The organism is Streptomyces sp. NPDC045287 (genome assembly GCF_056432325.1).
The window spans coordinates 190,095-212,873 of record NZ_JBWKJG010000014.1; the positions used below are offsets into that span (position 1 = coordinate 190,095).

A 22,779-nucleotide genomic window follows, 5' to 3' on the forward strand; every position below is an offset into this window, starting at 1 on the left:
GTCGGGCCGCGCCGAACCGCCCGCGCGCCCCGCGCGAGCCGGCTGCCCCTCCCCGCCGCCGAGCCCTCCGCGCGAGGGCCGGTGATCACGTACGGTCGAACAGGAAGGCATCCCTCTCGTGTCCGCACCCCCTCCGCTCCACCTCGCCGTCGCGCTGGACGGCGCCGGATGGCACCCGGCCGCGTGGCGCGAGCCCGGCGCCCGGCCCCACGACCTGTTCACCCCCGGCTACTGGGCCGCCGTCGTCTCCGAGGCCGAACGCGGCCTGCTCGACTTCGTGACGTTCGAGGACTCGCTCGGGCTCCAGTCCGCGCACTCCACGGAGCCGGACGAGCGCACCGACCAGGTGCGGGGCCGGCTGGACGCCGTGCTCGTCGCCGCCCGGGTCGCGCCGTTGACCCGGCACATCGGGCTGGTGCCGACCGCGGTGGTCACCCACACCGAGCCGTTCCACCTCTCCAAGGCGATCGCCACCCTGGACTACGTCAGCACCGGCCGCGCGGGCCTGCGCGTCCAGGTGTCGGCGCGGCAGAACGAGGCCGCGCACTTCGGCCGCCGTACGTTCCCGCGCCTCGACCTCGACGACCTGGACACCCCGGCCGGCCGGGAACTGGTCGCCGAGCTGTTCGACGAGGCCGCCGACTACGTCGAGGTGGTGCGCCGCCTCTGGGACAGTTGGGAGGACGACGCGGAGATCCGCGACGTCGCCACCGGGCGCTTCATCGACCGCGACAAGCTGCACTACATCGACTTCGAGGGCAGGCACTTCCGGGTCAAGGGCCCCTCCATCACCCCGCGCCCGCCGCAGGGGCAGCCCGTCGTCAGCGCGCTCGCACACCAGAGCGTGCCGTACCAGTTGGTGGGCCGTTCGGCCGACATCGGCTACGTCACCCCGCACGACACGGACCAGGCCCGCGCCGTCGTCGCCGAGATCCGCGCCGCCCAGGCCGCCGCGGGACGGGCCGGGGAGCCGCTGCACGTCTTCGGCGACCTGGTCGTGTTCCTGGACGCCGACCCCGCAGCGGCCGAGGACCGCAAGGCCCGCCTCGACGCCCTCGCGGGCCACGGGTTCACCAGCGACGCCGAGGTGTTCACGGGGACCCCCGGGCAACTGGCGGACCTGCTGCTGGAGCGGCGCCGGGCCGGACTGAGCGGCTTCCGGCTGCGCCCCGGGACAATCGGCCACGACCTGGAGCAGGTCACACGGGGCCTGGTGCCCGAACTCCAGCGCCGGGGCGCCTTCCGGCACGCCTACGAGGCGGACACCCTGCGCGGGCTGCTGGGGCTCGCCCGCCCCGCCAACCGCTACGCCCCCCAGCCCCCGGTCCCCTTCCCCGTCCCGGCCCCGTCCGGGCGGAAGGTCCTCCAGGAGCAGGGGGCACCCTCGTCCGTCCGAGCCGGAGGAGCCGTACGACCGTGAACAGGCCGGAAACGGGCAAGCCCGTGAAGCAGATCCACCTCGCCGCCCACTTCCCCGGGGTCAACAACACCACCGTGTGGAGCGACCCGCGGGCGGGCAGCCACATCGAGTTCGACTCGTTCGCGCACTTCGCGCGGACGGCCGAACGCGCCAAGTTCGACTTCTTGTTCCTCGCCGAGGGACTGCGCCTGCGCGAACAGGGCGGACGAATATACGACCTGGACGTGGTGGGGCGCCCCGACACCTTCACCGTCCTGTCGGCGCTCGCCGCCGTCACCGAACGGATCGGCCTGACCGGCACCATCAACTCCACCTTCAACGAGCCCTACGAGGTGGCCCGTCAGTTCGCCAGCCTGGACCACCTGTCGGGCGGACGCGCCGCCTGGAACGTCGTCACCTCCTGGGACGCCTTCACCGGCGAGAACTTCCGGCGCGGCGGCTTCCTCCCGGAGGAGGAGCGCTACTCCAGGGCCGAAGAGTTCCTGGCCACCGCCATCGAACTGTTCGACTCCTGGACCGGTGACGAGATCGTCGCCGACCGGGAGTCCGGCGTCTTCCTGAAGGACGCGCGGGCCGGGGCCTTCGCCCACCGGGGACGGCACTTCGACATCACCGGCCGGTTCAACGTCCCGCGCGGCCCGCAGGGCCGCCCGGTGGTCTTCCAGGCCGGCGACTCCGACGAGGGACGCGAGTTCGCCGCCTCCAGCGCGGACGCGATCTTCAGCCGGCACAGCACCCTCGACGCGGGGCGGGACTTCTACGCCGACGTCAAGGGCCGGCTGGCCCGTTACGGCCGGACCCCCGACCAACTGCTGATCCTGCCCGCGGCGACCTTCGTCCTCGGCGACACCGACGCCGAGGCGCAGGAGCTGGCCCACGAGGTGCGCCGCCAGCAGGTCAGCGGCCAGACCGCGATCGCGTACCTGGAGCAGGTCTGGAACCGCGACCTGTCCGGCTACGACCCGGACGGCCCGCTCCCCGACATCGACCCGGCACCCGGCGAGCACACCGTCGCCCGTGGCCGGGCCGCCGTCCGGACCTTCCGCGACCCGCTCGCCGTCGCCAGGGAGTGGCGCGAACGCGCCGCGGCGGAGAAGCTCTCGATCCGCGAGCTGGTCATCGAGACCACCGCCCGCCAGTCGTTCGTCGGCTCCCCGGCCACCGTCGCCGAGACCATCGACGCCTTCGTCCAGGCGGACGCCGCCGACGGGTTCATCCTGGTCCCGCACATCACCCCCGGCGGCCTGGACGAGTTCGCCGACACGGTCGTCCCGCTGCTCCAGGAACGCGGGGTGTTCCGCCACGACTACACGGGCACGACGCTCCGCGACCACCTCGGCCTGGCACACCCCGACGCCGGCACGGAGCCGGAGACCCGGCGGGTGGCCTCGTGAGGCCCCCGGCCGACACCCCCGCCGAGCCCGGCCCCGAACCCGAGCCCGGCCCCGCCCCCGCCCCCGGCCCCGTATCCGCGTCCGCGCCCACCGACCGCTGAGGAGCACCCGATCATGTCCGGCATCCCCCTCGGAGTCCTCGACCTCGTCCCGATCACGTCCGGCTCCACCGCCGCCGAGGCGCTGCGCAACACGATCGATCTTGCGCAGCAGGCCGAACGGTTCGGCTACACCCGCTACTGGTTCGCCGAGCACCACCTCAACCCGGGCGTGGCCGGGGCCTCCCCCGCGGTCGTGCTGGCCCTGACCGCCTCCGCGACCTCCACGATCAGGATCGGGTCCGGGGCCGTACAGCTCGGGCACCGCACCGCCCTCTCCACCGTCGAGGAGTTCGGCCTGATCGACGCCCTGCACCCCGGGCGGCTCGACCTGGGCCTCGGCCGCTCGGGCGGACGCCCCTCCGGACAGGCGGCCGGGGCCCCGCCGACCACGATCCCCGTCGTCGACGGGCGCGCCCCCAACGGCCTGAGGATCCCACCGAAGTTCTCCCTCGAACCCCTGCTCGGCTCGCCGCGCTTCCTGCTCCAGCAGCGGCTGCTGCGCCAGCCGGGCGCCCGCCCCCAGGACTACGGCGAGCAGGTCGACGACATACTCGCGCTGCTGCGCGGCGACTACCGCTCCGAGGACGGGATCGAGGCGCACGCCGTCCCCGGCGAGGGCGCCGAGGTGCAGATATGGATCCTCGGCAGCAGCGGCGGGGAGAGCGCCGACGTCGCGGGCCGCAACGGACTGCGCTTCACCGCGAACTACCACGTCAGCCCGGCCACCGTGCTGGAGGCGGCCGAGGGGTACCGTGCCGCGTTCCAGCCGTCCGACCACCTCGACAAGCCCTACGTCAGCGTCTCCGCCGACGTCGTCGTCGCCGAGGACGACGCGACCGCCCGCGAACTGGCCACCGGCTACGGCCTGTGGGTCCGCAGCATCCGCAGCGCCGAGGGCGCCATCCCCTTCCCGAGCCCGGAGGAGGCCCGCGCCCACGTCTGGACCGAGGCGGACCGGGCACTGGTGGCCGACCGGGTGGACACCCAGTTCGTCGGTTCACCGGGGCGCGTCGCCGACCAGCTCGAACAACTGCAGGAGGCCACCGGAGCCGACGAGCTGATCATCACCACCCTCACCCACGACCACGCCGACCGGGTGCGCTCCTACCGCCTCCTCGCGGAGGAGTGGCAGCGCCGCTGAACCGGACGCGCCCCGGTTCCCGACCCCACGCGGCGGGCACGGCCGAACGCCACGATCCCGCCGGCGTCGGGGTCGGCATGGGCGCCGGGGTCGGATCGGCGTCGGCAAGGCCCGGCCGCGCGGGCCACCAGGAGAGCGGTGCGCCCCGGGACCGCGTCGGCGGTGCCGTACCCAGGGCCGTCCACACCGTCCCCGGGGCCACCGCACGGTCAGGGGCGGGCCGGGTCGCCCCCGGGCAGCCGGGCGCGCAGCGTGGCGGCGAAGTCCTCGGCGCGGGAGAGCTGGACGCGCAGCTTCTCCACCTGCTCCGCCGCGGCCTGCTCGTACCCGCGCACGCGCTGGAGGAGCGCTTCGCGCTCCTCCGGGCCGAGCTCGGCACCGGCGTCGAGGCGGTCGGTGGCGTCCAACAGGTCGCGCATCTGGTCCAGGGTGAAGCCGAGGGGCTTCATCCGCCGGATGACCATGAGGCGGGCGACGTCGTTCTCGGTGTAGAGGCGGAAGCCGCCCTGCGAGCGTGCCGAGGGGATGACGAGCCCGGTCTCCTCGTAGTGGCGGATGGTGCGCAGGGACAGTTCGGTCCGCGCGGCGACTTCGCCGATCTGCATGTGCTTGCCGTCCACGCCCACGACGCCGGTCCTCCTCTTCGCGGCGGGTCGCGTCCCGTACGACCTCGCCCATCCCTACCCTAACGTTAGGGTAGGGTTGATGGAGGCGAGGACGGCCCGACCGTCCCGCCGCCGCTGTTCCGGGGTCGATGGCGCCCCCGGCGAAGATCTGATTCTTGCAGGAGAGAGCGTGCGCGAGCCCATGACGCCGATCGCCGCCGCCTGCCCGCCGTGATCCCCCGCCCCCGGATGTGAGCCGCCCGCGCGCCCGCGCAGGCCCCGCCTCCCGTCCCTCCCCTCGACTTCCGGCCCGCCCCTCGGGTCGCCCGCGGGGGTGCCGGCCCGGCTCCCGCGCGTCCTTCCCCCACGCCTCGGCCCGCCGGCGGGGTGTGCCCGAGCACGACAGGTACGCATCTCCTTGTCTTCCCCCGCTGTGACTCCCGCCGCGCGCCTGCGCGGCCTGCGCCCGGACTGGCTGGACGACCCGAAGGTCTGGCGCACGGAGGTCCTGGCCGGCCTCGTCGTCGCCCTGGCCCTGATACCGGAGGCCATCTCCTTCTCGATCATCGCCGGCGTGGACCCGGCGATCGGTCTGTTCGCCTCGTTCACCATGGCCGTCACGATCTCCGTCGTCGGCGGACGCCGCGCCATGATCTCCGCCGCCACCGGCGCGGTCGCCCTCGTCATCGCCCCCGTGAACCGCGAGCACGGGCTGGGCCACCTGATCGCGACCGTCATCCTGGCCGGTGTCTTCCAGGTCGTCCTCGGCGCGGTCGGCGTGGCCAAGCTCATGCGGTTCGTGCCCCGCTCGGTGATGACCGGATTCGTCAACGCCCTCGCCGTCATGATCTTCATGGCGCAGGTGCCGGAGATGCGCGACGTGCCCTGGCCGGTCTACCCGCTGATCATCGGCGGTCTGGCGCTGATGGTGTTCTTCCCGAAGATCACCAAGGTGATTCCGGCCCCCCTGGCCTCCATCGTCGCCCTCACCGCGATCACCGTCGCCGCCGGGATCGCCGTTCCCACCGTGGGCGACAAGGGAGAACTGCCCTCCTCCCTGCCGGTGCCCGGTCTGCCCGACGTGCCCTTCACCCTGGACACCCTGGCCACCGTCGCCCCCTACGCGCTCGCCATGGCGCTGGTCGGCCTGATGGAGTCGCTGATGACCGCCAAACTGGTCGACGACATCACCGACACCCACTCCTCCAAGACCCGCGAGTCGATCGGCCAGGGCATCGCGAACATCGTCACCGGCTTCTTCGGCGGCATGGGCGGCTGCGCCATGATCGGCCAGACGATGATCAACGTGAAGGTCTCCGGCGCCCGCACCCGCGTCTCGACCCTCCTGGCGGGCGTGTTCCTGATGGTGCTGTGCGTCGTCTTCGGCCCGGTCGTCTCCGACATCCCCATGGCCGCCCTCGTCGCCGTCATGGTCATGGTCGCCTTCGGCACCTTCGACTGGCACTCCGTCGCCCCGAAGACGCTCAAGCGGATGCCCGCCGGTGAGATCGCCGTCATGGCCGTCACCGTGGTCGTCGTGGTCGCCACCGACAACCTCGCCATCGGCGTCGTCACCGGCACCCTCACCGCCATGGCCGTCTTCGCCAGGCGCGTCGCCCACCTGGCCCACGTCACCGCCGTCACCGACCCCGACAACACCACGGTCGTCTACTCCGTGACCGGCGAGCTGTTCTTCGCCTCCTCCAACGACCTCGTCGGCCGGTTCGACTACGCGGGCGACCCGAAGAGGGTCGTCATCGACCTCTCGGCCGCGCACATCTGGGACGCCTCCTCCGTCGCGGCCCTGGACGCGATCGAGGCGAAGTACGCCCAGCGCGGCAAGACCGTCGAGATCACCGGCCTGAACGCCCCCAGCGCCCACCTGCACGGCAGGCTCAGCGGCGAACTCGCGGCCGGCCACTGACCCGCCGAGGACCGCATCGGGCCGGCGACCGCTCCAGGGGCGGGCACCGACCCGATGACCTCTTCCGGCGGGCCGCCACCGCCGTGACCGCGAAGGCCCGCCGAACAGTCGGGCACCGGACGAGGGTTGACGGCGTGCATGTGGGGGAGGGAAAACGCATCAGCACCCGCCCCGGTCTGTGAGCCGGGCGGGCCGAACGGGGGAAGAAAGGTGCGTGCCCGATGACGATCGGGCTCCTCTTCGCGATCGCCGCCGTGTTCTACGGGGGTACGGTCTCGGTCCTCGCCCTCACCGCGACTTTCGCCCGGCGCCGCACGCTGCGGCGCGAAGCACGCAGTACCCTTGCCGTCCTGGTTCCGGCCAGGACGGCGGAGCCGCAGCAAGGAGACGGCGCGGCAGCGGGCCCGAGCATCTAGGCGGTGGGTACGCCGGGATGACGGGCGGCGGGACAGGTCCGGCCGCCGCCCACCACGTCCACGCGCCGCGTCACGGCGCCGTCGTCAGGGAGGCGGTGGCGAACCTCCTGCGCCAGGCGAGCGCGACGTGGACCAGGCCGATCAGGACCGGCACTTCGATGAGCGGGCCGACGACGCCGGACAGGGCCTGGCCGGAAGTGACGCCGAAGGTGGCGATGGCGACCGCGATGGCCAGCTCGAAGTTGTTGCCCGCCGCGGTGAGGGCGAGGGTCGCGGTGCGGTCGTAGGCGAGCCCCAGGCCCTTGCCGAGGAGGAAGGTGCCGAAGAACATGACCGCGAAGTACACCAGCAGCGGCAGCGCGATCCGGGCGACGTCCAGGGGCTGGGAGGTGATGGTCCTGCCCTGCAGCGCGAAGAGGACGACGATCGTGAACAGCAGCCCGTACAGCGCCCAGGGCCCGATCTTCGGCAGGACCTTCGCCTCGTAGCCCTCGCGGCCCATCCTCCGCTCACCGATCCGGCGGGTGAGGAAGCCGGCCAGCAGCGGGACGCCGAGGAAGACGACCACGTTCAGGGCGATCTCCCACATCGAGACGTCCAGGTGCTCGCCGTCACCGAGGCCCAGCCAGCCGGGCAGCAGGTCGAGGTAGAACCAGCCCAGCAGGCCGAACGCGATGACCTGGAAGACGCTGTTGAGGGCCACCAGGACGGCCGCCGCCTCGCGGTCGCCGCAGGCCAGGTCGTTCCAGATGATCACCATGGCGATGCAGCGGGCCAGCCCGACGACGATCAGGCCGGTGCGGTACTCGGGCAGGTCCGGCAGGAAGACCCACGCGAGCGCGAACATGACCGCGGGCCCGAGGACCCAGTTGACGACCAGGGAGGAGACCATCAGCCTGCGGTCGCCGGTGACGGCGTCCAGCCTGTCGTAGCGGACCTTCGCCAGGACCGGATACATCATGGTCAGCAGCCCGAGCGCGATCGGCAGGGAGATCCCACCGATCTCGATCTTCGCCAGCGCGTCGTTCATGCCCGGGACGATCCGGCCCAGGCCCAGGCCGGCGGCCATGGCCAGCAGGATCCACACGGCGAGGTAGCGGTCGAGGGTGGAGAGCTTCTTGACGATCGAGTCGTCCCCGGCCGGGCCGGCGCCCCGGGCGGGGGCGGTGGTGGGCTCGGTGGGAGTCACGGGCAGGCCCTCTTGTTCTCGCCGGCGGTACGGGCGGAGGCGGCCAGTTCGGCGAACCGCTCGGAGAGCCCGGCCAGGACCTCGGGCCTGAGCTTGTAGTAGGTGAAGCGTCCGCACGGCTCGGTCTCCACCAGCCCGGCCTCGCGCAGGACCTTCAGGTGGTTGGACAGGTTGGTCTGCTTGGCTCCGGTCTCCTCGACCAGGTGCGTCGTGCAGAGCGTCTCGCGCGCCAGCAGGGTCACGATCTTCAGGCGGAGCGGATCGCCCAGCGCCCGGATCACATCAGGATCGACTGAAGTCAGCATGTGCTGATACTGTCACATCACCAACTGCTGGTATCAGCGGGGGCTGAAGTCATCGGCGGCCGGGTTCCGCCGCGCGACGGGAGAGAACGATCACCATGGCCGACAAGCCGTCCGTCCTGTTCGTCTGCGTCCACAACGCCGGCCGTTCCCAGATGGCCGCCGCCTGGCTGTCCCACCTGGCCGGTGACCGCGTCGAGGTCCGCTCCGCCGGCTCCCGCCCCGGCGACCAGGTCAACCCGGCCGCCGTCGAGGCCATGGCCGAGGTCGGCATCGACATCTCCCGGGAGACGCCGAAGCTCCTCACCGCCGACGCCGTGGAGGAGTCGGACGTCTGCGTCACCATGGGCTGCGGCGACACCTGCCCGGTCTTCCCCGGGAAGCGCTACCTGGACTGGAGGCTGGAGGACCCGGCCGGCCGGGGCGTCGAGGCCGTACGCCCGATCCGCGACGAGATCAAGACCCTCGTCGAGGGCCTGATCGAGGAGATCGCCCCGGAGAAGGCGGCGTGAGCGAGCGGGGGACGGCGTGAGCGAGAGGCGCGACGCCGTCGTCACCGTCGGCTCCGGCCCCGCCGGCCGCACCGCCGCCCTCCGCGCCCCCGCACCCGTCTGAGGCCCCGCTGTTCGGCGTCTCCACCCTCCGGATCCGCGGACGACGGGACGCCCCTGCCCCGGCGGACCGGACCCACCGGAGTGCCGGCCCCCGGAAGGCCACCGGGGTGCCGGCCCCCGGGCGGCCACCGGCTTCGAACGCCGCCCGGTGACGGGCTCGCCCGTGACCGTGGTCCCCGCGAGTCCCGAGTGCTCCACCCCGCAAAGGCCCTGCGACCCCGTGAGCGGCAGGTCCGGCCCGGGTGGGCCCACGCTCACCCGGCCGAGGGCCGGTCTCGTTCCTCGTGCTGCCGCGCCCGCTACGACCGCCGTCGCCGGACGTGCGAATCCGCTTCCCCCCGGCCCGTGTCCCGCCTACTCTCCGAGTATGGATTGGCTCATGGCGGCGTGGGTGGGGGCTGCCGGCGGTGCCAGTATGGAGGCCGTCGACATCATCAAATCCATCAAATGGCATCGGCAACTGCCCTGGAACGTGCAGTCGGAGACCATCGACCCACCACTGCGCAGCCCTGATGTGCGGCCCGGGGAAACACGTCTTCCGGCACCCGGGTGGCGGGCCTACGGTGTCGCCACCGTGCTCCGGTTGTTCGTCAGTGGGGCATTGACCGGCGTCATCGCCGCCAGCTATCCCCAGGCCGTCAATCCCCTGGTGTCGTTTCTCGTCGGGCTCGGTGCGCTCACGGCCGTTCAACAGGCCGCGACACTGGCGCCCTTGATGGTCAGGAGTGCGGGTCGTGCCGCCCTGAACGGTGTGGTCGAGCAGGCCCAGCAGCAGGCGGTCCCGCCGCCCGCTCAACCGTCGTCGACCGCCGGCCAGCCGAACGCCACGCCCCCGGCGAGCAGCGGGGGTGGGGTGTGAGCCTCGCTGCCGAATCCTTCGTCGGCCGTGTCGTGGCCGTGGTGTCCCGCCGCTCGCCGGGCTTCCGACCCGCGCCCGCACCCAGGAGTGGTGGCGGTCGGGCCGTCGCACCGACGGCCACCGACGCCCTGGTCGGATCGGTCGGTCTCGCCGTGGTGACGGCGGAGTGGAGGAGGGCGCCGGCGGCGTCGAGACTGCGGCACCGCGACACGCTCCTGGCCCTCGCGGACCGGTTGAGGACGGTGCAGCGGTACACGGCGGCCCTGGCCGAGAAGTCCGGTCAGCGGGGTTCCGCCCGTTGGCTTCGCCACCTGCTGAACGACGCGCTCCCACTCGCTTTCTCCCTCGACCACCGGGTCGCCCACGTGATCGAGCACATGACCCGGACGCTTTCCTGGGACTTCGGTTTCTGGCACACGCACGATCTCGGCACGCGCCTCTTCGCGGATCTCTCCGCCGCCTGCGAGAACCTCATGGCCGCGGCCAACGACTTCCTCGGAGAGGACCTCACGGGCGGAGACCTCGACGCTCACGACCTGGCGTGGGTTCGCTGGGACGAGAACACCCGGTGGCCTTCGGAGGAATGGGCCGCCCGCGTCCGCAGGGCGTCAGCGGAACACCCCATCGGCTCCGGCGTGTTCGTCGTCCTTCCGGAAGAGGAGCGCGAAAACCAGACCGTGCTCGTCTGAGCGTGCAACGCCCCCGGGCGGGGAGGTCCGGTTCCGATGGGCCGTGGGTTCCTCGCGGTGGACGATGTCGCGTACTGACCCGAGAGGGTGGCGGTTTCCGGGTCGTCGGCGGGGCCGTGAGGACGTGGCGGCGGCCTTCGGGCACCGCTGAAGGCGGCCGGTACGGGGGTGAAGCGGCGGGTAGGCGGCCGGGCTCGGGGCTTGCCCGTCCGCCTCGACGGCCGCGGGTGTCACAGGCCGTTGTGCGACCACTCGCTCACGTCCCAGACGCGGACCGTGCCCTCGTCGTCCCCGGTGACCAGGTACCTGCCGTCGGGGCTGAAGTCCAGGCAGAGGACGGGGGCCGCGTGACCGCGGAAGGTGGCCAGGCGCCGGGGGAGGCTCCACGCGTCCTCGCCGTAGCGGTAGAGGTGGACCTCACCGCCCTCGAAGTCGATGGCGTACTCGTCCGCGGGGGCGTCCCCCGTGGCGACGTCGCCCCGGTACTGGGAGAGGGCCAGCAACGGCGCCGTCGGGTGGAAGGCCCCGGCGCGCATGGCCGGTAGGTGCTGAGGCGGGGACCACCGGCCCTCCCCGCCGTCGTCCGACGCCCGCCACAGTTCCGTCCTGCCCGGGCCGACCGCGGCGAGCCGCCCGTCGAAACGGCTCACGAGGAGCGAGTTCCCGAAGCCGCCGTCCGTCATCTCAAAGGGTTGGCCGTCGGTGGTCAGGGCGTACCGCGTGCCTGCCAGCGCCTTTTCCCCCCGACCGGAGTCGAACGCCCCGCTGCGCCAGGCCCCGGGGGGTCCCAGTACGAGCAGCGTGCCGTCGTCGAGGAACGCGAGGCCGGTCGGAGCCTCCAGGGGCACGTCGAGCCGAGTGCCGCGCACCCGGTAGGGACGACCGCCGCCCCGGGGCTCCGCGGAGAGGCCGCCCAGCTTCCAGACGATCACGTCGCCGTAGTCGTACAAGGCCGCCATGTACCGGTTGCCGGGGTCGAGAGCGAGATGCAGCGTGGAGGCCACGCCCTCCACTTCTTCCGGCGGACCCGGCACCAGCGTGCCGGCCACGGTGAGATCGCTCAGCCGCAGGGCCGAAACGCCCTGGTCGCCAAGGAGGAAGAGGGCGCCTCCGTCGGCCGAGAACTCGAGGCCGCGTGTGTCGACGGGCGCCCCCCGTACCTCGCGGAGCCCGCCGCCCCGTCCGCCACCGGGGAAGCGCGAGGCGGCACGCGACCAGTCGTCCCACAGCAGCACCGGGCCTTCGTCGAGGGCCAAGGCGATCTGACGGCCCGTTCCGGGCCTGAACCGCACCGCCCTCACCGGTCGCCCGGCGGGGCCGGTGAACTGGGCGACACTCGAGTCCCAGTGGCGCCGGGCGAACGCCCCGGCGGCGCCGGCGGCCACGACGGCGATGCCGGCCACCAGGAGCGTCCTGCGCCGGACGTCGACGCCCGCGTCGGCGACCTCGGCAGCCGGAGGCGCCGCCTCACCGGCCAGCGTCTCCTGCAGCCGGATGTGGCGGAACTGATAGGCGCCGCCCACCTGGCGGAGGACCTCGCGCCGCCGCGCGTCCGCGAGGAAGCCCATCAGCCGCCACGGCAGTTTCCCCGTCACCGCCAGCCAGATCCGGGCCACCACGAAACGGGGCCAGGCCCGGCTCATGAGCAGCAGGAGGGACAGGACCGCCCCGGGCAGCAGCAGACCGGCCCCGACCGGGTCACGCCAGTCCTCGAAGCCTCCGTAGACGTCCTCCCAACTTTCCGCGAGGAGCATCGTCAGGTCGAACCGCGCGGGCCGCCCCGCCCAGTTCGTCAGGGACCGCAGCAGCAGATCACCGCCGAACCACCCCGCGAACCAAGCGGGCATTCCCAACAGGGCCACCACCGTCCCCGCCGCACCGGCGCTGACGATCGACGAACGCCGGTCCTGGGCCAGCAGGAGTGCCGGACTGACCTGGGCGGCGTGCGCCGGTGGTGCGTCGAACCACTTGTGGACGGCGAAGCCCAGGCCGGCGACCACGATGAGCGCGACCACGGCACCGAACAGTTCCGCGAGTTCCTCCAGCCCCGACAGCGTCCGGCTGTTCGCCGGGTTTTCGAGGACGCCAACCCCGAAGAACGTGGCGCTGAGGGGGAGGAGGACCAGCGCGGAGAGGCTCGCTCCCGTACGGAACCCCTCGTACAGCCGCCTTCGGGACTGTGTGAACGACCAGGTCAACCGCCCCGGCGGACGTGACCGGGAGGCGTACCAGACAAGGGAGTTGAGCAGCGCGAAGACGATGCCGACGACCATGGAAAGGGCGAACGCGCCGGCGTGGCTGTCCGGCCCCGGGTCCCCACTCAGCAGCGACCACACCATGACGCCCCCCATCAGCAGCCCTCCCAGCCCGAAGCCGGGCCACACGCCCGCCCGGGGGGACAGCAGACGGCCGCTGAGCCGCCACCACTCCAGGTCCCGCTCGCGGTGCTCGTGGAGGTAGCGGGCGAGGAACGCCAGGTACGCGTGGGCCTGTTCCGCGGTCCAGGGGCCCCGGTGCCGGGTGTCCTCGGGGGCGTAGGCGGCGTCGACCAGGCCGCGCAGGAGGTGCTCCTCGACGGCGTACTGGGAGTCGAAGCGGCTGGTGTCGAGGAGTTCGGTGGGGTCGCCGCCGCGGCAGTACACCAGGCGGGCGGAGGTGACCATCAGCGGAGTCGACAGCGCCCTGGTCAACGGGCTGTCCGGCTGGGTGCGGAGGTGGGCGTAGACCGGTTCCCAGTCGACGCCGGGCGGCCGGTCCGCGTCCTGGAGGTAGGTGATGACGTCGGTCGGCGCGACGGGCAGGACCTCGACGACCGCGGCCTGGCGCAGCGTGGGCGCGCCGCCGCGGATCAGTTCCTCGTACTCGACGGCGCGGCAGGTGACGACCAGGGGGAGGTCGGTGCCGGTGGCCCGGTTGAGGGCGCGGATCGCGTTGCGGCGGGCGGACTCGGGGATCTCGTCGAGGCCGTCGAGGACGGGGATCAGGAGGCCGTGGGCGAGGAGGGCGCGGGGGATGTCGGTGCGGCCGTTGTAGTAGGGCTGGGCCATGGTGCGGACCATCCAGTCGTCCAGCCGCTCGCGGACCGGGTCCCAGGAGGAGACCGGCAACAGGACGGGGACCGGCGCGCCCTGCTCCCGGGCGGCGAGCAGGCCGAGGGTGAGGAGGACGGCGAGGACGGTCTTGCCGGAGCCGGGCTCGCCGACGACGACCAGGCGGCGGTTGGGGACGCGGTCGTAGCCTTCGGCGAGGCGGGCGATCACGTCGTCGAACCGGCCCTCCAACCGGCCGTCCAGCCTCACCCGCAGGACGCGGGAACCGGCGGGGCCGGTGCGGAGGGTGTCGGCGACGTCCCTCCCGGTCGTCGCCCACGCCAACGGCAGCACCCGCGGATCGCGCAGGCGGCGCCCCTGGGCCTCGTCGAGCCACTGCTCCCTCAGCTTGAGCGCGAGGTCGTCGGCGAGGGCGGCGGGATCCGGAGGCGCCTCCGCGGTGCGGAAGTACTCCAACAGCGGAGGGACCAGCGCGGCCAGGCCGACGAACAGGCCGGCGATCGCGGCCACGGTGTCGCGGGCGTCGCTGTTGTCCTGAGCCGCCACGCAGACGGCGAAGACGAGTCCGGCCGAGGCCAGGGCGCCGAAAGAGAGGGCCCGGGCGGTACGGAGGCGCGAGCGCCTGGGAGTTCGCTGGAGCACGCCTCACAGTCTGGCGGGGACGGCGGACCACTGTCAGGCGGATCACACAAGGCCGGAGCGTCGACGGGACGGCGAGTGCGGTTCCGGCGCCATCCGGCTTTTCGTGAAAGATGAGAAGTCCGGAGGGGGTGCGGCGGAATGCCAGTGCTCGGCCTGAGCAACTCGACCCGAGCCACCGGACAGTGGTCGACCAGAAACCCGAAGGGATCTCGTTCCGGGCGTAGCGGACGACGCGTGGCCGGCGTCGGCGTCTTCGGGAAGCGCCGGGTCTCGGTGGCGGGTTCGGTCGGACCCCCGGTCCGGTGCTGCTCGGGCAGGTCGTGCTTGAGGTCCGCGTGGACCGGTTCGTCGGGGTTTATCGGGGTTCGGCTCCGGCGAGTACGGCGGCAGGAAGTGCGGCTCGACGCCACCGGGGCGGGCGGGCGCCCGTCGGCCACGGGATGGACCCCGCGGCCGACACGGCCGGCGAGCCGGTCCAGCGACTCATCACCTCGGCGGTGACGCGCTGGGCGAAGACCACGAAGTACGTCCGGCTCCTGCTGCTGATCGCCGTCGTCACGTCCGCCGGGGCCACGGCTCACCTCCACGCGAGGGGAGGTGAGCCGAACCCCGCCTGTCGGGGGGCGTTCTGGGAGGTCCCATCCGCTTGGAGGGCCGGGCGGAGGCTTTTTGGGCGTGGCGGGATTTCACCATCGACGTGGTGACCAGGGTCAGCTCCGCACCACCAGGGACGGCTTCCGCCCCCCGACAGCCCGTGCTCCGGCCGTCCTCGGAGCCGGGGAGCCCGTCGTCACGCCCCTCCGGTGGCCCGGGCACTCCGGCCCGACCGTCGCCCTCGGTCCCCACGCCCCCGTCATGCCCGAAGCCGGCGAGCCCGGACGGGACCGGAGCGGAAATTCCCTCGCGCTGCGGCCGGGACGGGCTGAGACTCGTCACATGGCTGACATGGGGGAGTTCCGGGACGCGGTCACCGCATGGGCGGGAGGCGGCCCCGGCGACCCCGCGCGCGAGCTGGCCGCGCGGTTGCCCGTTCGGGTGGCCGTCCTGCTCGAAGGGGCGAGCGACGTCGCGGCAGTCGACGCCCTGGCAGACAGACGCGGCCGGAACCTGGCGGCCGAGGGGATCTGCGTCCTGCCGATCGGCGGTGCGATGGGCATCGGACGGTACGTCCGGCTCCTCGGCCCGACCGGCCTGGGTCTCCGCCTCACGGGCCTGTGCGACGAGGCGGAGCGCTCCTACTACGCCCGCGCCTTCGAACGGGCCGGTGCGGCACGGCAGGACTTCTTCGTCTGCGCGGCGGACCTGGAGGACGAGCTCATCCGCGCGCTGGGCGTGACACGGGTGGAGGAACTCGTCGGGGCGGAAGGCGACCTGCGTGCCCTTCAGACCTTCCTGCGCCAGCCCGCACAGCGGGGCCGCGCCCCGCAGCGGCAGTTCAGGCGTTTCCTCGGTACGAAGAAGGGACGCAAGATCCGTTACGGTCGCGTCCTCGTCGAGGCCCTCGACCCCGACCGCGTCCCGGCCCCGCTCGACGACCTGTTCTCCAGCCTCTGACCACCGGAGCTTCTGATCAGCGGAGCTTCTGACCACCGGGCGGCGTCGATCCCGGTGAACGCTCCCTCGCCCTCACCGGCATCGCCGACCGCCGGGATCCCCCGTCGGCTCTCGTCGGCCTTCATCGGCCGCCCCGGGCCGCCATCGGGCACCGCCGGTTCACCTGTTGAAGCGACGCGGCCTGACCGCGCCCGTCACAGGGGCCGGCGCCCGGCGACGGCGCCGCCCGGGTCGTCCAGCAGGGCGATGCGGGCGGTGACGCGCTTCCCGACGGGTTCGCGCTGGACCTCGAAGCCCTGGGCGACGGCCATCACGATCTCCAGGCCGTGCTGGCCCACCCGGCCGACCTCGGCGGCGCGGGCCACCGGCAGTTCCGAATCGGAGTCCCGCACCACCACCTCGACCATCTCGCCGGTGATGCACAGGTCCATCAGCACCGGGCCCGGCGCGTACTTGCAGGCGTTGGTGACCAGCTCGCTCACCACCAGCTGGGTCAGGTCCACGGCCCGGGGCGAGACCGGCAGGCCGCGTTCGACCCGCACCCGGGAGAGGAAGTCGGCGGCCAAGTGCCGGGCCCGGGCGATGCACGCGCCGTCCCCGGCCAGTGCGGCCGTGACCCGTGTGGCGCACCCGTCCGGTGTCGTGCCGTCTTCTCCCGAGGGAACTGGTTCCATCACGGCCGCCTTCGCTACCCCGTTCGCTCCCCCGCGCGTACCCCCACGTCGGTGATGCACGCCCTGCGCGCCACTGTTGCTTCCGCCACACGGGGCAGCCCTGTACCACGGCAGGCGGTCCTCCCGGCGAAGGCCCCGGTGTGCCAGTATCACCGACATGGCTGATGAACGGATGGCAGGCACTGAACAGGCTGAGCAGCCGGACCAGCTGTCGGTCGTCTCCACCACCACCGACGGCGTTCGCGTCCTCACCCTGGCCGGCGAGATCGACCACCACACCGGCGACCGGCTCCGTCGGGCACTGGACACCTCGGGCGTTCCCCGTCCCCGTGTCGTGCTCGACTTGGGGCAGGTGACCTTCATGGACTCCAGCGGCATCAACCTCCTCATCGCCGCTCACCACGCCGTCACCGGGGCGGGCGGCTGGCTGCGCCTGGCCGCACCCACCGAACCCGTGCTCCGCACCATCCGGCTGGTCGGTCTCGACACCGTCATCGACTGCTGCCCCACCCTCCACCAGGCCATCAGCGCCTGACTCCCCACCGCTCCGGAGCGGCTGAGAGGCCGTCTCCTCCCGGTGGGGCGTCCGGCGCCACGGAACGGCCGCCACGGAACGGCCGCTACGGGACGGCCACCACGGAACGATCCCGAACCCCTCCTCCCGCAGACCACGGCGTACGGCCCCGCCCCGGCCCCGGCCCCGTCCCCGCGCCCCGCGGGGTGGCGGCCCGACCGGCCCGCGGGGCCTCGTGGCCGAACGGCCCGGGGCGGGCGCAACCGCCCGGCGCGCCTCGCCCGGTCCGGAGCCGTGGGGGACGCGGTGACGGGCGTTCACGGGTGGGGTGCCGTGCCTCAGAGGCGGGTGGCGGTCCTCGCCGAGCCGCGGCCCCGGCCGGCGGGGGAGGGGCGGGGTGCGCGGCGCGGCCGGGCGACGGCCCCGGTCCGGTCGCGAAACCGGCGCCGGGCCGGCAGCGGCGGTGGCACCGGAGCGGCCGGCGGCCCCGGCGGGAACGCCCGCGCCGCGCGGCACGGTCCGCCGGTGGGTCGCCCGGGTGCGGGGCGGGTCAGCCCAACCGTGGGGGGACCCAGCCGTGGTGCCGGAGGATCATGCGCACGGCGGCCCGGGAAGGCGTCAGCCGCATCGCCGTGTTGCGCAGGGCGACGGCCAGTGGGTGGGACAGCTGCTGCCCCATCCGCCCGGCCTGCCGGGCGGCGCGGGCGACGGCCTGGCTGCGCGGGCGGCGTTCGGCGTCGTACCGGGCGAGGGCGGCTTCGACGGTGGGTTCGGAGGCGAGGGCGGCGGCGAGGGTGACGGCGTCCTCCAGCGCCTGGCAGGCGCCCTGGCCGAGGTTGGGGGTCATCGCGTGTGCCGCGTCGCCGAGCAGCGCGATCCGGCCGACCGCGTACGACGGGAGCGGCGTGCGGACTTCGTTGACGTCGTGGTGCAGCACGGCGTCGGGAGGCGTCGCGTCGAGCAGCGCGGGGATCGGGTCGTGCCAGCCGTGGAAGCGCCGGCGCAGTTCGGCCAGGGGGTCGGCGAACCGCGTCCCGGCGGGCAGGCTGAGGACGGCGTGCCACTCGGCCCGCCCGTCGCGGAAGGCGATGTGGCCGAACTCGGCCCCCCGCCCCCACGTCAGCTCGAAGTCGGTGCGCAGCCCGACCGCTCGCCCGGTGATGGCGCGCAGCACCGTCGAGCCGCTGTGGACCGGGCCGGGGTGGGCCGGGAAGAGGAGGCCGCGCACCCTGCTGCCGATGCCGTCGGCCGCCACCACCAGATCGGCGTCCAGGGCCGTGCCGCCGCAGTTCACCCGAACCGTCCCCGGGTCGATCTGCCGGACCGGGCCGGCCTCGGAGCCGATCAGCAGGGCCTCGGCGGGCAGGGCCTCGCGAAGCAGCCGGTGCAGGGTGGAGCGCGGTATGCCCATGATCGGCGCGCCGACCGCCCTCTCCAGCGCGGCCCCGTCCATCCGGGCCAGCCAACCGCCCCCCGGTGTGCGGGTGCCGCCGCTGTACTGGCCTCGCGAGGCCGCCCGCACCGCCCCGCCGACGCCGAGTTCGTCCAGGGCCCGCAGGCCGTTGGCGGCCAGTGAGATGCCCGCCCCCGCGTCGTCGAGCACGGACGCGCGCTCGACCACCGTCACCTTCCAGCCGATGCGGCGCAGGCCGATCGCAGCGGCCAGCCCGCCGATGCCCCCTCCCACCACCACTGCCGAGCCACCCATGTCGAACCCCCGATCCTTCTACACCTGTAGAAGAATGATCTTACCTGGAGCTCTACAGGTGTAGAAAGGAGCCATGACTTCGGACCGGCGCACCCTCCTGGCGGACGCGGCCCTCGCCGTACTCGCCGACGAAGGGATCCGCGGCCTGACCCACCGGGCGGTCGACCGCGAAGCCTCCCTGCCGCCCGGCACCACGTCGGCGTACTTCCGCACCCGGGCCGCGCTGCTCACCGGACTCGTCACCCGCCTGGTCCACCTCGACCAGGAGGAACTGCACACGATGGCCGAGCGGCTCCCGCCCTTTCGCACCCCCGAGGAGCTGGTGGACGGCATGGCGCTGCTCACCCGGCGCCGACTCACCGGCGAGGGCCGTCGCCGCTCGCTCGCCCGCTACGCCTGCGCCGTCGAGAGCGTGCGCGACCCGGAGCTGCGCGAGATCCTCGTACCCCGCGAGAACGCCGCCCGCGAGGCCGTCCGGCTGTTCCTCGCCGATCAGGGCGTGAGGGACGTCGAGGACCGCGCTCACACCCTGCTGACCTGCGTCGACGGACTGGTCTTCGACCGGCTGGTGAGCGGCGGCGACGTGCCGCGCGAGGCCCTCGAAGGTCTGGTCGCCGCCGCCCTGCGCCAGCACCTCCCGGGAAGCCCGCCGACCGTACGGCGGTGGTGACCCGGTCCTCGGCGGCGTCCGTGTCCGGCGGCCCGTCGCGGCGGCGGCACACGAGGTGGTGGCGGTGTCCGTTCCCGGGGCGGTAGCGCCCCTCTCCCGCGTCGTCGCGCGCGGCGTCGGCGTCGCCCGCGCGCCGGCCGGGCCGCGCGCCTGTTCGCCCCGGCCGCCGTGACGGCCACGGCCGGCCCCCATCGGCCGCTGCTGTTCCCCGGGGCCCGGGCCCCGGGCCGTGAAGGCCACCGCGTGCTGTGCGCGACAGCACGCGGTGGGCGCCCGCTCAGGTCCCGGCGGAAGCTCAGGTCCCGGCGGAAGCGGAGGTCCGGGCGACCACGCGGGCGAGGACGAGCGCCACCAGGGTCAGTCCGCCGAGGACCGCCGCCGTGCCCGCGAAGCCGCCGAGGGCCAGGCCCACCCCTCCGAGCCCGGCGCCGACGAAGACACCGAAGCTCATCCCGGCGGCGTTGACGCTCAGGGCCGTGCCGCGCAGGGAGCCGCAGCGCCGTACGAGCAGCGTGGTGACACAGGCCGCGACCGTCGCGTGCCCGGCGCCGACGAGCGCCGTCAGCGGCAGGGCCAGCCAGAGCGACCGGGCGAAGAAGACGCCCACCAGGGCGACCAGCGCCACCACCAGCGCGAACGTCATCAGGCGTTCCGCGGGGACCCTCGCCCGTTCGGCGCTCAGCAACCGGCCGGCGAACAGGTTCCCGAGGAAGAACGACGTGCCGCTGAGCGTCCACACCACCGCGAAGGGCTCCGGCGCGAGCCCGAACCGCTCGTCGTAGAACGCGGCGAGATAGGCGAGGTAGCCCATGAACGCGGCCGTGCGCAGCATGGCGACCAGAACCAGCGGCACCACTCCGGGCAGGGCCCCCAGCAGCCGGAACGACTCCAGGTAGCCGGGCCGCTTCGCCCGGTCGGCGGCCTCCGCCTCCGCACCGGGCCCGGCCTTCCGGCGGCCGCGCAGCAGGAAGTACAGGGCCAGTGCGGAGCAGAGCGCGGCGATCGCCCACAGGTCGCCCCGCCAGCCCCACACCAGGGCCGGCAGCGCCACGAGCGGCGCCGCGAGGAGCGCGGTCAGCGACTGGGTGGCCGTGATGAGGGTCGCGGCACGGCCCGCGGCGGCGTCGTTGTCGAAGCGGTCGGCCGCGGCGGCGGTCAGCGCCGGGTTCAGCACGGCCGTACCGGCGCCGACCAGCAGGCAGAAGGCGGCCAACAGGAGGAGGTCACCGCTCGCGCCGAGCGCCGCCGAGACCGCGAGCACCGCCAGGCCGCCCGCGACCGCCCACTCCCTGCGCACGCGGTCGATCAGCGGCGCCAGCGCGGTGCCCACCGCGAGGGCGGCCAGGCCGCCGAGGCCGCGCAGTTGGCCCAGTGCCGCGACGCCGCCGTCCGACTCGTCGGCGATGGGGACGAGGAAGGTGCTGTAGATGGTGAAGGGCACCAGGCCCACGGCGGAGGCCAGCATGAAGGGCCACAGGAGGCGGGCCATCCGCAGGTCGCCGGGTACGGCCCCGGCGTTCGGGCCCGTGTCGCCCGCCGGCCCGGGCGGGGCCCCGGCGGGCTGCGGAGAGGCCGCGGGGCCCCGGGTCTCGCTGCTCATGCCCGCTCCGCCCGGTACCGGTACAGCGCGGTGGCGTCGGCGCTGAACTGGGAGAAGGGGAACGGCTCGGCGGACAGCGCGGTCACGCCGGCGCCGAGGAAGGCCCGCGCGACGGCGCTGCCGGTCTGGGCGTACACCACCAGCGGGATCGCGTGCTTGCGGCAGTGCTCCAGGATCCGGTCGAAGCTGCCGTTGCTGAGGGTCATGCCGGTGGCGACGACCGCGTCGGCCTCGGCCAGCACCTGGTTCATGTCGTCGGTGACGGGGTCGCCCCAGTGGGTGGCGCGCAGGTTGAAGTCGCAGGGCAGCGGGACGCCGCCCTGCTCGCGTATCGCCGCGACCAGCGGGTTGACGACCCCGATGAGCGCGACCTTCGCCCCCGGGGCGATGTCGAGGAGCCCGGCGACGGCCGCGTCCCTGGCCTGCGCCCGCACCTCCGGCGTGCCGGTCGGCAGGGTGACGGTCTCGGCGGTCGCCGCGTCGCGGTGCGGCCGTACGCGTCCGAGGTAGGCGTCGAGCGCGGCGACGCGCACCGGCGCCGACTCGTGGCGGATCAGCGTGTCGAGGGTGTGTCCGGAGGCGTCGGCGCAGAAGTCCGGGGGGAGCTCCCCGGCCTCGAAGGAGCAGGCGCCGAAGGCGTCCCCGGAGCGGAGCAGCAGATAGTGGTTGCGGTACGTGACCTGGCTGCCGGCGAGGCGCGTCGTGTGGTGGAGCCAGAAGGCGCTGGTGACGGCCAGCTCGCCGGGGAGCGGCCCGAAGGCGCCTTCCAGGACGGCCTGCTGGAGTTCCGGCACGGACTGCGGCTGTGTGGGAGACATGGCGGTTCTTTCTCGTGTGGGTGCGGGCAGGGGCGTGCGCGGCACCGGGAAGTGCCGCGGGGGTTGCGGGGTGGGGCGCGGTACGGGGAGGGGGTCAGGGCAGGTCGGCCAGCCGCTCGGCGCGGTAGGGCAGGGCGGCGAGCTCGGGCCGCCCGGCCGGCTGGAAGCACAGCAGCAGGGAACGCCTGTCCGAGGCCGTCCGGTTGGGGCCGGAGCGGTGCACGGCGAGGCCGGGGAACACCAACACCGAACCGGCCGGGGCCTCGACGGTCACGGCGCCGCGCACGTCGGTGCGCGCGGTGTCGACCAGCAGCCCCGTGGGTTCGGACCGGTCCCGGGGCGCGGGCCCGGCCAGATGGCTGCCCGGCACGATCTCCAGGGCGCCGTTGTCGGCGGTGACGTCGTCGAGGAAGACCATCGCGGTGGCGACGTCCCGGGCGTCCGCGCCCGCGCAGCAGTACCAGTACGGGTAGTCCTGGTGCCAGTGGAACTCCGAGCCGACGCCCGCCCGCTTGAAGTTCACCTTGGACGTGAACCTGCCCAGGCGCGCGCTGCCCACGATCCGGCGCACGGGCGCGGTGATCCGGTCGTCGGTCCACAGGGCGTCGAGCACCGGGTCCAGGTGGGTGACGGGCGACAGGCTGCGCACGGCGGGCGGGCGGGCCTCCGGCTCCCAGTGGACGGTGGTGCCGTCCACCTTCTCCAGCCGGTGTCCGTCCGGCCACACGGTGACCTCGGCCGCGCCGTCCGGCGCCTTCCCGGTCACACGCGCCAGCACGGACTCCGCCGCCTCGCCCAGGGCCCTCGTCTCGGTGGGCCCGAGGAGCCGCGGCAGGAGGACGAAACCGCGTGCGAGCTGCTCGTCGAGGGAGTCGTGGGAGGCGGGGGACATGGA

Annotated in this window: 20 protein-coding genes; 11 read left to right on the forward strand and 9 right to left on the reverse strand. The window is 73.7% G+C overall.

Going from position 1 to position 22,779, the window contains the following annotated elements:
- The first annotated feature begins 118 nt into the window (after positions 1 to 118).
- From AC07D6_RS23390 to AC07D6_RS23400, 3 genes are all read left to right on the forward strand, one after another.
- The gene (locus tag AC07D6_RS23390; RefSeq protein WP_479047213.1) at positions 119 to 1,420 is read left to right on the forward strand and encodes an LLM class flavin-dependent oxidoreductase; all 1,302 of its coding nucleotides are present in this window, start codon (positions 119 to 121) and stop codon (positions 1,418 to 1,420) included.
- Complete coding sequence (locus tag AC07D6_RS23395) at positions 1,417 to 2,814, forward strand: NtaA/DmoA family FMN-dependent monooxygenase (protein ID WP_479047215.1); 1,398 nt, start codon at positions 1,417 to 1,419, stop codon at positions 2,812 to 2,814. Before AC07D6_RS23390 ends, AC07D6_RS23395 begins: the two co-directional genes overlap by 4 nt.
- A gap of 114 nt (positions 2,815 to 2,928) precedes the next feature.
- Positions 2,929 to 4,056, forward strand: a complete 1,128-nt coding sequence (locus tag AC07D6_RS23400) for an MsnO8 family LLM class oxidoreductase (protein WP_479047218.1) — start codon at positions 2,929 to 2,931, stop codon at positions 4,054 to 4,056.
- A gap of 209 nt (positions 4,057 to 4,265) precedes the next feature.
- On the opposite strand, the gene AC07D6_RS23405 is transcribed toward AC07D6_RS23400, so the two are convergent.
- Positions 4,266 to 4,676: a MerR family transcriptional regulator gene (locus tag AC07D6_RS23405; RefSeq protein WP_315881277.1), complete on the reverse strand. Its 411-nt coding sequence runs from the start codon at positions 4,674 to 4,676 to the stop codon at positions 4,266 to 4,268.
- A gap of 418 nt (positions 4,677 to 5,094) precedes the next feature.
- On the opposite strand from AC07D6_RS23405, the gene AC07D6_RS23410 reads away from it, so the two are divergent.
- Positions 5,095 to 6,585: a SulP family inorganic anion transporter gene (locus AC07D6_RS23410; protein WP_479047322.1), complete on the forward strand. Its 1,491-nt coding sequence runs from the start codon at positions 5,095 to 5,097 to the stop codon at positions 6,583 to 6,585.
- Positions 6,586 to 6,806: 221 nt separating this feature from the next.
- The gene (locus AC07D6_RS23415; RefSeq protein ID WP_479047221.1) at positions 6,807 to 7,001 is read left to right on the forward strand and encodes a hypothetical protein; all 195 of its coding nucleotides are present in this window, start codon (positions 6,807 to 6,809) and stop codon (positions 6,999 to 7,001) included.
- Between the two features lie 70 nt (positions 7,002 to 7,071).
- Here the strand turns inward: AC07D6_RS23415 and arsB are convergent, their stop codons facing one another.
- Complete coding sequence (arsB, locus tag AC07D6_RS23420; RefSeq protein WP_479047223.1) at positions 7,072 to 8,190, reverse strand: ACR3 family arsenite efflux transporter; 1,119 nt, start codon at positions 8,188 to 8,190, stop codon at positions 7,072 to 7,074.
- Entirely contained in the window at positions 8,187 to 8,495 is a 309-nt protein-coding gene (locus AC07D6_RS23425; RefSeq protein ID WP_479047225.1) for an ArsR/SmtB family transcription factor, read from the reverse strand. Before AC07D6_RS23425 ends, arsB begins: the two co-directional genes overlap by 4 nt.
- 95 nt (positions 8,496 to 8,590) lie before the next feature.
- Between AC07D6_RS23425 and AC07D6_RS23430 the strand changes: the two genes are divergently transcribed.
- The 3 genes from AC07D6_RS23430 (at position 8,591) to AC07D6_RS23440 (ending at position 10,654) form a co-directional block, all read left to right on the forward strand.
- Entirely contained in the window at positions 8,591 to 9,004 is a 414-nt protein-coding gene (locus AC07D6_RS23430; RefSeq protein WP_315881255.1) for an arsenate reductase ArsC, read from the forward strand.
- A gap of 469 nt (positions 9,005 to 9,473) precedes the next feature.
- Positions 9,474 to 9,965: a hypothetical protein gene (locus AC07D6_RS23435; RefSeq protein WP_479047229.1), complete on the forward strand. Its 492-nt coding sequence runs from the start codon at positions 9,474 to 9,476 to the stop codon at positions 9,963 to 9,965.
- Entirely contained in the window at positions 9,962 to 10,654 is a 693-nt protein-coding gene (locus AC07D6_RS23440; RefSeq protein ID WP_479047232.1) for a hypothetical protein, read from the forward strand. The genes AC07D6_RS23435 and AC07D6_RS23440 overlap by 4 nt, the downstream gene beginning before the upstream one ends.
- A 230-nt stretch (positions 10,655 to 10,884) precedes the next feature.
- Here the strand turns inward: AC07D6_RS23440 and AC07D6_RS23445 are convergent, their stop codons facing one another.
- On the reverse strand, positions 10,885 to 14,346 hold the full coding sequence (locus tag AC07D6_RS23445; RefSeq protein WP_479047234.1) for an NACHT domain-containing protein: 3,462 nt from the start codon (positions 14,344 to 14,346) through the stop codon (positions 10,885 to 10,887).
- A 936-nt stretch (positions 14,347 to 15,282) separates the two neighbouring features.
- On the opposite strand from AC07D6_RS23445, the gene AC07D6_RS23450 reads away from it, so the two are divergent.
- Positions 15,283 to 15,900: a TOPRIM nucleotidyl transferase/hydrolase domain-containing protein gene (locus tag AC07D6_RS23450; RefSeq protein WP_479047237.1), complete on the forward strand. Its 618-nt coding sequence runs from the start codon at positions 15,283 to 15,285 to the stop codon at positions 15,898 to 15,900.
- A 194-nt stretch (positions 15,901 to 16,094) separates the two neighbouring features.
- Here AC07D6_RS23450 and AC07D6_RS23455 read toward each other — a convergent pair whose 3' ends face one another.
- Positions 16,095 to 16,574 (reverse strand): ATP-binding protein, encoded by a 480-nt coding sequence (locus AC07D6_RS23455; protein ID WP_479047240.1) that lies wholly within the window; start codon positions 16,572 to 16,574, stop codon positions 16,095 to 16,097.
- Positions 16,575 to 16,746: 172 nt separating this feature from the next.
- On the opposite strand from AC07D6_RS23455, the gene AC07D6_RS23460 reads away from it, so the two are divergent.
- Positions 16,747 to 17,109 (forward strand): STAS domain-containing protein, encoded by a 363-nt coding sequence (locus AC07D6_RS23460; protein ID WP_479047243.1) that lies wholly within the window; start codon positions 16,747 to 16,749, stop codon positions 17,107 to 17,109.
- Positions 17,110 to 17,638: 529 nt separating this feature from the next.
- Here AC07D6_RS23460 and AC07D6_RS23465 read toward each other — a convergent pair.
- Positions 17,639 to 18,796 carry an FAD-dependent monooxygenase gene (locus AC07D6_RS23465; RefSeq protein ID WP_479047246.1) on the reverse strand — a complete coding sequence of 386 codons (1,158 nt, stop codon included), beginning with the start codon at positions 18,794 to 18,796 and terminating at the stop codon, positions 17,639 to 17,641.
- 73 nt (positions 18,797 to 18,869) lie between these two features.
- Here AC07D6_RS23465 and AC07D6_RS23470 point away from each other — a divergent pair, with 73 nt between their 5' ends.
- Entirely contained in the window at positions 18,870 to 19,466 is a 597-nt protein-coding gene (locus AC07D6_RS23470; RefSeq protein WP_479047249.1) for a TetR/AcrR family transcriptional regulator, read from the forward strand.
- 295 nt (positions 19,467 to 19,761) lie between these two features.
- Here AC07D6_RS23470 and AC07D6_RS23475 read toward each other — a convergent pair whose 3' ends face one another.
- The 3 genes from AC07D6_RS23475 to AC07D6_RS23485 all read right to left on the reverse strand — a co-directional run bounded on the left by AC07D6_RS23475 (position 19,762) and on the right by AC07D6_RS23485 (position 22,776).
- The gene (locus tag AC07D6_RS23475; RefSeq protein WP_479047252.1) at positions 19,762 to 21,066 is read right to left on the reverse strand and encodes an MFS transporter; all 1,305 of its coding nucleotides are present in this window, start codon (positions 21,064 to 21,066) and stop codon (positions 19,762 to 19,764) included.
- A complete protein-coding gene (locus AC07D6_RS23480) occupies positions 21,063 to 21,884 on the reverse strand; it encodes a Rossmann-like domain-containing protein (protein WP_479047255.1) in 822 nt (273 codons plus the stop codon). The genes AC07D6_RS23475 and AC07D6_RS23480 overlap by 4 nt, the downstream gene beginning before the upstream one ends.
- A gap of 94 nt (positions 21,885 to 21,978) precedes the next feature.
- Positions 21,979 to 22,776: a phytanoyl-CoA dioxygenase family protein gene (locus tag AC07D6_RS23485; protein WP_479047257.1), complete on the reverse strand. Its 798-nt coding sequence runs from the start codon at positions 22,774 to 22,776 to the stop codon at positions 21,979 to 21,981.
- Positions 22,777 to 22,779 lie beyond the last annotated feature (3 nt).

Coding starts and splice junctions, on each gene's coding strand:
- AC07D6_RS23400 (WP_479047218.1), top strand. CDS start 2,929: ATGTCCGGCATCCCCCTCGGAGTCCTCGACCTCGTCCCGATCACGTCC.
- AC07D6_RS23415 (WP_479047221.1), top strand. CDS start 6,807: ATGACGATCGGGCTCCTCTTCGCGATCGCCGCCGTGTTCTACGGGGGT.
- AC07D6_RS23425 (WP_479047225.1), bottom strand. CDS start 8,495: ATGCTGACTTCAGTCGATCCTGATGTGATCCGGGCGCTGGGCGATCCG.
- AC07D6_RS23430 (WP_315881255.1), top strand. CDS start 8,591: ATGGCCGACAAGCCGTCCGTCCTGTTCGTCTGCGTCCACAACGCCGGC.
- AC07D6_RS23435 (WP_479047229.1), top strand. CDS start 9,474: ATGGATTGGCTCATGGCGGCGTGGGTGGGGGCTGCCGGCGGTGCCAGT.
- AC07D6_RS23450 (WP_479047237.1), top strand. CDS start 15,283: ATGGCTGACATGGGGGAGTTCCGGGACGCGGTCACCGCATGGGCGGGA.
- AC07D6_RS23455 (WP_479047240.1), bottom strand. CDS start 16,574: ATGGAACCAGTTCCCTCGGGAGAAGACGGCACGACACCGGACGGGTGC.
- AC07D6_RS23460 (WP_479047243.1), top strand. CDS start 16,747: ATGGCAGGCACTGAACAGGCTGAGCAGCCGGACCAGCTGTCGGTCGTC.
- AC07D6_RS23465 (WP_479047246.1), bottom strand. CDS start 18,796: ATGGGTGGCTCGGCAGTGGTGGTGGGAGGGGGCATCGGCGGGCTGGCC.
- AC07D6_RS23470 (WP_479047249.1), top strand. CDS start 18,870: ATGACTTCGGACCGGCGCACCCTCCTGGCGGACGCGGCCCTCGCCGTA.
- AC07D6_RS23475 (WP_479047252.1), bottom strand. CDS start 21,066: ATGAGCAGCGAGACCCGGGGCCCCGCGGCCTCTCCGCAGCCCGCCGGG.
- AC07D6_RS23480 (WP_479047255.1), bottom strand. CDS start 21,884: ATGTCTCCCACACAGCCGCAGTCCGTGCCGGAACTCCAGCAGGCCGTC.
- AC07D6_RS23485 (WP_479047257.1), bottom strand. CDS start 22,776: ATGTCCCCCGCCTCCCACGACTCCCTCGACGAGCAGCTCGCACGCGGT.